Annotated in this window: 8 protein-coding genes; 5 read left to right on the top strand and 3 right to left on the bottom strand. The window is 67.9% G+C overall.

Going from position 1 to position 9,235, the window contains the following annotated elements:
* Positions 1-354 precede the first annotated feature (354 nt).
* The 5 genes from urtA (at position 355) to urtE (ending at position 6,032) form a co-directional block, all read left to right on the top strand.
* Positions 355-1,629, top strand: a complete 1,275-nt coding sequence (gene urtA / locus ACXJLU_RS31510) for an urea ABC transporter substrate-binding protein (RefSeq protein ID WP_056815695.1) — start codon at positions 355-357, stop codon at positions 1,627-1,629.
* 91 nt (positions 1,630-1,720) lie between these two features.
* Entirely contained in the window at positions 1,721-3,313 is a 1,593-nt protein-coding gene (gene urtB / locus ACXJLU_RS31515) for an urea ABC transporter permease subunit UrtB (protein WP_457337699.1), read from the top strand.
* Positions 3,310-4,446: an urea ABC transporter permease subunit UrtC gene (urtC, locus tag ACXJLU_RS31520; RefSeq protein ID WP_457337700.1), complete on the top strand. Its 1,137-nt coding sequence runs from the start codon at positions 3,310-3,312 to the stop codon at positions 4,444-4,446. The genes urtB and urtC overlap by 4 nt, the downstream gene beginning before the upstream one ends.
* Entirely contained in the window at positions 4,443-5,336 is an 894-nt protein-coding gene (gene urtD / locus ACXJLU_RS31525; RefSeq protein ID WP_457337701.1) for an urea ABC transporter ATP-binding protein UrtD, read from the top strand. The genes urtC and urtD overlap by 4 nt, the downstream gene beginning before the upstream one ends.
* A gap of 3 nt (positions 5,337-5,339) precedes the next feature.
* Positions 5,340-6,032 (top strand): urea ABC transporter ATP-binding subunit UrtE, encoded by a 693-nt coding sequence (gene urtE / locus ACXJLU_RS31530; protein ID WP_073462233.1) that lies wholly within the window; start codon positions 5,340-5,342, stop codon positions 6,030-6,032.
* A gap of 6 nt (positions 6,033-6,038) precedes the next feature.
* Here urtE and ACXJLU_RS31535 read toward each other — a convergent pair whose 3' ends face one another.
* The 3 genes from ACXJLU_RS31535 to ACXJLU_RS31545 form a co-directional block, all read right to left on the bottom strand.
* Positions 6,039-7,709: a phospholipase D-like domain-containing protein gene (locus ACXJLU_RS31535; RefSeq protein WP_457337702.1), complete on the bottom strand. Its 1,671-nt coding sequence runs from the start codon at positions 7,707-7,709 to the stop codon at positions 6,039-6,041.
* 14 nt (positions 7,710-7,723) lie between these two features.
* Positions 7,724-8,773 carry a DUF2278 family protein gene (locus ACXJLU_RS31540; protein WP_457337703.1) on the bottom strand — a complete coding sequence of 350 codons (1,050 nt, stop codon included), beginning with the start codon at positions 8,771-8,773 and terminating at the stop codon, positions 7,724-7,726.
* 164 nt (positions 8,774-8,937) lie between these two features.
* Positions 8,938-9,235 (bottom strand): hypothetical protein (locus ACXJLU_RS31545; protein ID WP_457337704.1); only part of this gene is annotated, 298 nt, incomplete at its 5' end.

Below are 9,235 nucleotides of genomic sequence, written 5' to 3' on the forward strand. Positions count from 1 at the left end.
GTGTGGAGCGCCAATCAGGGCGGGGCGCCGGAGCTGGCTGGATTCATGGCCCGCGTGCGCAGCACGCTTCGTGAACTGACTGTCGCCGACTGTTTGACCACAACGAACGAAGTGAGTGGCGGGAGTTTCGGCGACGGGCCATGAAACCAGCCAGCGGAGGGAAGTCTTCGCCCCGAGAGGGGCGAAGACCGCACCGTCCGGCGCGCCACACCCTGCCCACCCGCGCCTTTGCACGCGCGAAAGCGTCCCTACGCCATCTGTCGTATTCCTCGATCCCGGCCCGCTCCGTAACCTGCGTCCGTCCGTCCCCCGCCAAGAAGGGACGCGAGACACAACCCACAGGAGCGTTCGTCCATGAAGTCATCCCGCCGCAATTTCGCCGCGTCGCTGAGCGCCGTGTCGCTCGGCGTCGCCGCCCTCGGCCTGCCGCTGTTCGCGCAGGCCGCCGACACCATCAAGGTCGGCATCCTGCACTCGCTGTCGGGCACGATGGCGATCTCGGAGACCGTGCTGAAGGACACGGCCCTGATGACGATCGCGGAGATCAACGCCAAGGGCGGCGTGCTCGGCAAGCAGCTCGAACCGGTGGTCGTCGACCCCGCCTCCAACTGGCCGCTGTTCGCCGAGAAGGCCAAGCAGCTGATCAGCCAGGACAAGGTCGCGGTGATGTTCGGCTGCTGGACCAGCGTGTCGCGCAAGTCGGTGCTGCCGGTCGTCGAGGAACTCAACGGCCTGCTGTTCTACCCGGTGCAGTACGAGGGTGAAGAGCTCAGCAAGAACGTCTTCTACACCGGCGCGGCACCCAACCAGCAGGCGATTCCCGCGGTCGAGTACCTGATGAGCAAGGCCGGCGGCGGCGCCAAGCGCTTCGTGCTGCTCGGCACCGACTACGTCTACCCGCGCACCACCAACAAGATCCTGCGCGCCTTCCTGAAGAGCAAGGGCGTGAAGGACAGCGACATCGACGAGAAGTACACCCCGTTCGGCCACAGCGACTATCAAACCATCGTCGCCGACGTCAAGAAGTTCTCGGCCGGCGGCAAGACCGCCGTCATCTCCACGATCAACGGCGATTCGAACGTGCCGTTCTACAAGGAACTGGGCAACCAGGGCCTGAAGGCGACCGACGTGCCGGTGGTGGCCTTCTCGGTCGGCGAAGAAGAGCTGCGCGGCGTCGACACCAAGCCGCTGGTGGGCCACCTCGCGGCATGGAACTACTTCATGTCGATCAAGAACCCGACCAACGACGCCTTCAAGAAGCAGTGGGCCGAGTACGCGAAGGCGAAGAACCTGCCGGGCGCCGACAAGCCGCTGACCAACGACCCGATGGAAGCCACCTACATCGGCATCCACATGTGGGCGCAGGCGGTCAAGAAGGCCGGTAGCACCGACACCGACAAGGTCATCGCCGCGATGGCCGGCCAGACCTTCCCGGCGCCGGGCGGCTTCGTCTCGACGATGGACGCGAAGAACCACCACCTGCACAAGCCGGTGTTCATCGGCGAAGTGAAGGCCGACGGCCAGTTCAACGTGGTGTGGAAGACCCCGGCCCCGGTGAAGGCCAAGCCGTGGAGCCCGTACATCGAAGGCAATGACAAGAAGAAGGACGAGCCGGAAAAGAAGTCGTGATCGGCTGACCGGTTGATCTGAAAAACGGGCCACCCTTCGAACGGGTGGCCCTTGTCGAATTGAGCAGGACGGATTTCCTTCGATGCTTCCCATGCACGCACGACGCTGGCTGATCGCCTTGCTGCTCGGCCTGTCGGTCGCCGCCGCCCACGCGTTGACGCCGCCGCAGGCGCTGGCGCTCGCGAAGGGCGAGAACGAGGAGCGCATCGCCGCGCTGCAGGCGTCGCTCGCGCGCGGCGATGACGGGCTCGCCGCCTTCGTGCAGGCGATGCTCGACGACGCGGTGAAGCTCTCGGGCGACCATGTCTTCGTGCTGCGCGGCGACAAGGCGAGCGATGCCTCGACCGGCGCCGACGCGAAGCTGCCCGATGGCGCCGAAGACGTGATCAACAGCAACCAGATGCGCCGCGAGCTCGAAGGCGCGCTGGCCGCGCTGAAGCTGTTCTCCACCGACCTCGGCGAGCGCCGTGCCGCGATCAAGGCGCTGAAGGAGGAGGCCGACGAAGGCCGCCTGCCGCTGATCGAGAAGGCGCTCGCCGCCGAGGCCGATGCATCGCTGAAGGAACAACTCGGGCAGGTGCGCGCCGCGATCCTGGTGTCGTCGACCGACACCGGCAAGCGCATGGAAGCCGCCCGCGCACTCGCCGGCAGCCTGACACCCGCCACCAAGACACTGATCCTCGAGCGCCTGAAGCCCGCGGCCGAAGGCGGCGAGAGCGAGACCGACATCCGCAGCCAGCTCGGCATCGCGCTCACCGCGATCGATGCGCGCCTCGCGTGGGGCGAGCGCCTCGGCGTGCTGTTCACCGGCGTCAGCCTGGGCAGCATCCTGCTGCTGGTCGCGCTCGGCCTGGCCATCACCTACGGGTTGATGGGCGTGATCAACATGGCGCACGGCGAGCTGATGATGATCGGCGCCTACGCGACGTACGTGGTGCAGAACTTCTTCAAGTCGCACCTGCCGGGGCTGTTCGACGCCTACGTGATCGTCGCGATCCCCGCGTCGTTCCTGGCTGCCGCGCTGGTCGGCGCGGTGCTCGAGCGCAGCGTGATCCGCTGGCTGTACGGCCGCCCGCTCGAGACGCTGCTCGCCACCTGGGGCATCAGCCTGGTGCTGATGCAGGGCGTGCGCTCGATCTTCGGCGCGCAGAACGTGCAGGTCGAGAACCCGTCGTGGCTGTCGGGCGGCGTCGAGGTGCTCAGCAACCTGACGCTGCCGTTCAACCGCATCGCGATCCTCGCGTTCGCGGTGCTGGTGCTGGCCGGCGTCGCGCTGCTGATCGCGCGCACCCGGCTCGGGCTGTTCGTGCGCGGCGTCACGCAGAACCGCCGCATGGCCGCCTGCATGGGCGTCAACACCGCGCGCGTCGACACCTATGCGTTCGCGCTCGGCTCCGGCATCGCGGGCCTGGCCGGCTGCGCGCTGTCGCAGGTCGGCAATGTGGGGCCCGACCTCGGGCAGGGCTACATCGTCGACTCGTTCATGGTGGTGGTGCTCGGCGGCGTCGGCCAGCTGGCCGGCACCGTCTACGCGGCGCTCGGCCTGGGCGTGCTGAACAAGCTGCTCGAAGGCTGGCAGGGCGCCGTGCTCGCGAAGATCATGGTGCTGGTCTTCATCGTCATCTTCATCCAGAAGCGGCCGCAAGGCATCTTCGCGATGAAAGGCCGGAGTGCCGAAGCATGAGCGCCGTTCTTCCGACCCCATCGCGGCCCGTCGGGCCGTCGACCTCGCTGCTGTCGATCAAGGCCTGGAGCGGCATCTTCATCGCGCTGGTCGCGGTGCTCGTCGTCGCCCCGGTGCTGAACCTCGCGGTGCCGGCCGGCAGCGCGCTGCACCTGAGCGACTACGCGATCAGCCTGATCGGAAAGATCATGTGCTACGCGATCTGCGCGCTGGCGATGGACCTGATCTGGGGCTATACCGGCATCCTGTCGCTCGGCCACGGCGTGTTCTTCGCACTCGGCGGCTACGCGATGGGCATGTACCTGATGCGCCAGATCGGCCGCGACGGCAACTACCAGTCCGATCTGCCGGACTTCATGGTCTTCCTCGACTGGAAGACGCTGCCGTGGCACTGGGCGGCGAGCGACAGCTTCGCCGCCACGCTGCTGCTGATCGTGCTCGTGCCGGGGCTGCTCGCGTTCGTGTTCGGCTTCTTCGCGTTCCGCTCGCGCATCAAGGGCGTGTACTTCTCGATCATCACGCAGGCGATGACCTACGCGGCGATGCTGCTGTTCTTCCGCAACGAGACCGGCTTCGGTGGCAACAACGGCTTCACCGACTTCAAGCGCATCCTCGGCCACCCGATCGCGACGCCGACGATGCGGATGACGCTGTTCGTGCTGAGCGGGCTGGCGCTGATCGGCTTCTTCCTGCTGGCCCGCTGGCTGGTGGGCAGCAAGTTCGGCCGCGTGCTGCAGGCGATCCGCGATGCCGAGAGCCGCGTGATGTTCACCGGCTACGACCCGCTGCGCTACAAGCTCAGCATCTGGGTGATCTCGGCGGTGATGTGCGGCATTGCCGGCGCGCTGTACGTGCCGCAGGTCGGCATCATCAACCCGGGCGAGATGTCGCCGGCCGCGAGCATCGAGATCGCGATCTGGGCGGCGGTGGGCGGGCGCGGCACGCTGGTCGGGCCGATCGTCGGCGCGTTCTTCGTCAACGGCGCAAAGAGCTGGTTCACGCAGGCATTCCCGGAGTTCTGGTTGTACTTCCTCGGCGCGCTGTTCATCGCGGTGACGCTGTTCCTGCCGCAAGGCATCGTCGGGCTCGCGCGCAAGTTCGGGCGCGGCAGCAAGGATGAGGTGAAGGCATGACGCCCGAGCTGATGGAAGCCGGTGCCCGCGTGCGCGCGGCGCTGGCGAACAAGGAGCAGGGCGGCGCCGGCACCTCGGGCGGCCGCGCGGCGAGCTACGGCCGCGTGGTGCAGGACGGCGTGCTCGACACCACGCATGGCGCCATCCTGTACCTGGACGACATCACCGTCAGCTTCGACGGCTTCAAGGCGCTGAACGCGCTGTCGCTGAACATCAGCGCCGGCGAGCTGCGCTGCATCATCGGGCCGAATGGCGCCGGCAAGACGACGATGATGGACGTCATCACCGGCAAGACGCGGCCCGATGCGGGCAAGGCCTTCTTCGGCTCCACGATCGACCTGCTGCGGCTGCGCGAGAACGAGATCGCGTCGATCGGCATCGGCCGCAAGTTTCAGAAGCCGACGGTGTTCGAGCAGCTGACGGTGTTCGAGAACCTCGAGCTCGCGCTGAAGGCCGACCGCGGCGTGCGCTCGTCGATGTTCTTCCGCCTGAACGGCGAGCAGCTCGACCGCATCGGGGCGATGCTGGCGCTGATCCACCTGAAGGACGGCGCGCAGCGCGTCGCCGGGCTGCTGTCGCACGGGCAGAAGCAGTGGCTCGAGATCGGCATGCTGCTGATGCAGGACCCGAAGCTGCTGCTGCTCGACGAGCCGGTGGCCGGCATGACCGATGAAGAGACCGAGCGCACCGCCGAGCTGTTCCTGTCGCTCGAGGGCAACCATTCGCTGGTGGTGGTCGAGCACGACATGAAGTTCATCGGCGAGCTGACGCAGAACGGCCGCAACGGCAAGAAGGTGACGGTGCTGCACGAGGGCAGCGTGCTGGCGGAAGGCTTGCTGTCCGACGTGCAGGCCAACGACAAGGTGGTCGAGGTTTATCTTGGGCGCTGAACCATGCTGAAGGTCGAAGGGATCAACCAGTACTACGGCGGGTCGCACATCCTGCGCAACCTCGGCTTCGAGGCGAAGCTGGGCGAGGTGACCGTGGTACTCGGGCGCAACGGCGTGGGCAAGACGACGCTGCTGAAGAGCCTGATGGGCGTGGTGCCGGTGAAGACCGGCGGCATCCGGCTCGACGGCCAGGACATCACCCACGACACGCCCTACGAACGGGTGCGCAAGGGCGTGGGCTACGTGCCGCAGGGCCGCGAGATCTTCGGCCGGCTGACGGTCGACGAGAACCTGCGCATGGGCCTCGCGTACAAGAGCGGCGGCACGCCGGTGCCGGCCGAGCTGTTCGAGCTGTTCCCGGTGCTCAAGCAGATGATCAACCGCCGCGGTGGCGATCTCTCGGGCGGACAGCAGCAGCAGCTGGCGATCGCGCGTGCGCTGGCGGCCGGGCCGAAGCTGCTGATCCTCGACGAGCCGACCGAGGGCATCCAGCCGAGCATCATCAAGGACATCGGCCGCGTGATCCGCATGCTGGCCGACCGCAAGACCATGGCGATCGTGCTGGTGGAGCAGTACTACGACTTCGCCGCCGAGCTCGCCGACCAGTACCTGGTGATGGAGCGCGGCGAGATCATCCAGCGCGGGCGCGGCCCGAACATGGAAGCCGAGGGCGTGCGCGACCGGATGTCGATCTGAGCAGGCTCATTGCCCCGAGAAATAAAGCCGTCGCAACGCCCGGTCCGACCCCGCCTTGAAGTAGCTCTGCCCCGCGCCGCCACCACCGTGGATCCAGTCCCGCGACGGCACCAGGTACTTGCGCAGCAGGGCATTCGCTTCGGACGTCGCGCCCTTGAACTGCAGCGACTCGCGGAACGCGTAGTGCGAGAACAGCCGCATGAACTCGCCGAGGTAGACGTCGGCCACCGCGGTGTCGCCGCGGATCACCAGCATGTTCTCGTCGTTGTCGGTGGTCGATGCCGCCGAGAAGTTCGCCGAACCCACCACCACCGTCGGCGTGGCGCCGAGCGGGTCGACCAGCATGTACTTCGTGTGCACGTACAGCACGTGCGCCTCGTCGGCGATGCGGTCCAGCTCGGCGAGCCAGCGGTCGAACAGGTTCAGCTCGACGCGGTTGCCGACCGCCACCGTCACGTTCGGATGCCGGCGGATGCGGTCGATCTCGGCGGCCTGCGCCTTGTAGGTCTTGCCGGTGCCCTTCTTCTCCATCAACGCGAAGCGAAGCACGCCGTCCGTCTTGTCGTACGACGGCACGAAGCGGCTGTTCATGCCGAACGCGAAGGTCATGAACACGCCGCGCTGCGCACCGGCCGCGAGGCCGGCGTACCAGTCGAGCGCCTCCAGCCCGAGCCGCGGCGAGAACAGCGCGTCCAGCGGCGAACCGTCCGCCGGCAGCGGCGACAGCGCCTCGTCCTTCGTCGCGGTCGGCTTGCGCGTCTCGTCCTGGTTCAGCAGCAGCCAGTACTGGTGATAGCGGGCCGCGATCGCGTCGTCGCGCACGATGTGCGCATTGTTCGAATGGCCGAACATGCCGTTGACGCTGAGGTTGGTCGAGCCGGTCCACACCTGCTTCGGCACGCCCGCCTGCCGCAGCACCAGGAACTTGTTGTGCGCGAAGCCGCCCGAGTGCTCGCGCGACTTGACCATGCCGTCCATGCCCTGGCCGTCGAGCGCCTTTTCGTTGCCCTCGCCCTCGCTGTCGCCGTCGTACAGCACCGCGATCACCGCGCCGCGCGCCTTCGCCGCCTTCAGCGCGGCGTAGATGCGCGGGCTCTTGAACTCGAAGAAGGCGCCTGCCAGCTCGTCGCCCGCCGCGGCCTGTGCGATGAACGCCTCCAGGCCCTCGACCAGTCCGCGCGACAGCCAGTTGAAGGCCGATGGCCCCACGTCGTCCGGCCGCCGGTTCTGGAAGCGTCGTGCGTACTCCTGCGAAGCGACCGCGCCGCGGTTGAAGAAGACCGCATGCTTGCCCTGGTCGACGCGCTCGGTCGTCACCGCCAGGTCGACCTCCGGCCCGCGCACCAGCGCGCCTGGCTGGCCGCCCATCGCGACGACCGTGTAGACATAGCGCTCGTCGGGCGAGGCGCTGTAGTCCGCCCACTGGAAGGTCTGCAGCGGGTGCAGGAAGCTCGTCACCGGCTCGCCGGGCACCGGCCAGGGCTCGACCTGCTCGAAGGTCTTCATGCCCGACAGCCAGATGCGCTCGCCGTCGCGCTCGCGCAGCCGCCGCACCGCGAAGCCCAGCACGCCCTGCGCCAGCATCGCCGGCTCGGGCATGTCCCAACCCAGCAGCACCACGTAGGTGCCGGCCACGGCCATCGCGGTCAGGCCGCCGTTCTCGTTGCGGATGCGCATGGAAGTCTCCCTGGTCAGAACTTCACCGAATAGCCCGGCAGCGACGCATCGGCCTTCGAGTAGGTGACGCCGTCCACGCGCAGCCCGTCGCCGTTGACCACGCTGATCACGCCGCCCTTGTTCGACAGCACCATCGGTGCCGTCACCTTGAAGCGCCGCGTTTCACCCGGCTCGATCGGGCCCGACAGCGGCGTCGCCGCCTTGTTGCGGTCGAGCAGCTTCCAGCCGCCGAGGTCGATGCGCTGGCTGGTCACGTTCAGCAGCGTCACCGTCTCGATCTCGGGTGACTGGACGCTGTTGACCAGCGCCGAGACGATGCGCAGCATGCCGTCGGGCCGGTTGGGTGTCGGCGGGTTGCCGGGCACGAACGGGCCGGGCCCCGGCGGCGGGTCGGTCGGCCCGCTGGTGTCGACCGTGGTCTGGTGCCCGGTCTTGTCGTCGGTGTGCCAGGTCTGCGACTGGAACTTCAGGAAGATGCCCACCCATTGCTTCTGCGCCGGGTAGTGCAGCAGCAGCGCGCCGTCCTGGTAGACGCCGTCGTCCTTCGTGAACTGGCCGACGTTGGCCTGGTTCATGTGGATGTCGTGCACGCCGTTGCCCGGCAGGAAGCCGAAATAGGCGTCCTTCTTGCCGGCCTCCGGCCCCCAGCGCTGGCCGAAGGCGAACACCATCGCCTCCTCGTCGGCCATCGCGCGCTGCACGTAGTGGTCGAGCTTCTCGTTCAGGTCGTTGTCCGGGCCCGGCACGTTGATCGGCAACGGCACCATCTTGCGCGGATCGAACAGGTTGGTCCGGATGAAGTCGAGCGCCGCACCGCCCGGTTTCGAGACCAGCGCGTGCCAGCCCGACGACAGGTCGGCCAGGTTCTGCAGCACCGGGTGGTCGAACTGCGGCTCGATGACGTACTCGACCTCCGACGGCGCGAGCGCCGACGCGACGTTGACCGCGATGCGGTAGTCGGTGTTGCGGTCGACGATGTGGATCTGGTAGTGGGGCTTGGCACCGGAGCCAAGCTGGCGGTCGATCGCTCGGCCGCACAGGACACCGTATTGGGCGATGGGCATGGGTCAACTCCTTGGGTTGCGCGCGCCGGGCGCCACGCCTGCCCGTTGTGGACCCGGCGTGTGTCGCCGCAATGACAGCGGGCACGCACCGCTCACGTTGCGCCGCACCGGGGCCGGCGTCATCCTCCAGTTGGTGGAGGGACGGCGTGCCGAACGGATGCGGCTCAGCGCCGCGCCGCCTCCAGCGCCGCGAACGCGGTGATCAGCAACTGCACCGCCAGCACGTCGGCCGCGTATTGCACCGACACGTCGCTGCGCGGCCCGAGCAGGTTCCACAGCACCGGCACGCTGATCGCCAGCGTGTAGACCGACCAGACCAGGAACCAGGCGAGCGCCATCGCGTTGCGCCCGCGCATCCACTGGCCGAGCCCCGGCAGCAGCGCCGAGGCGAGCACCGCCCACCAGTGCGGCGTGGCCGCGATGCGCCGCCGCGAGCGGCTGCCGCGGCGCGCGTGCCACACC

The organism is Rhizobacter sp. P5_C2, assembly GCF_054049715.1.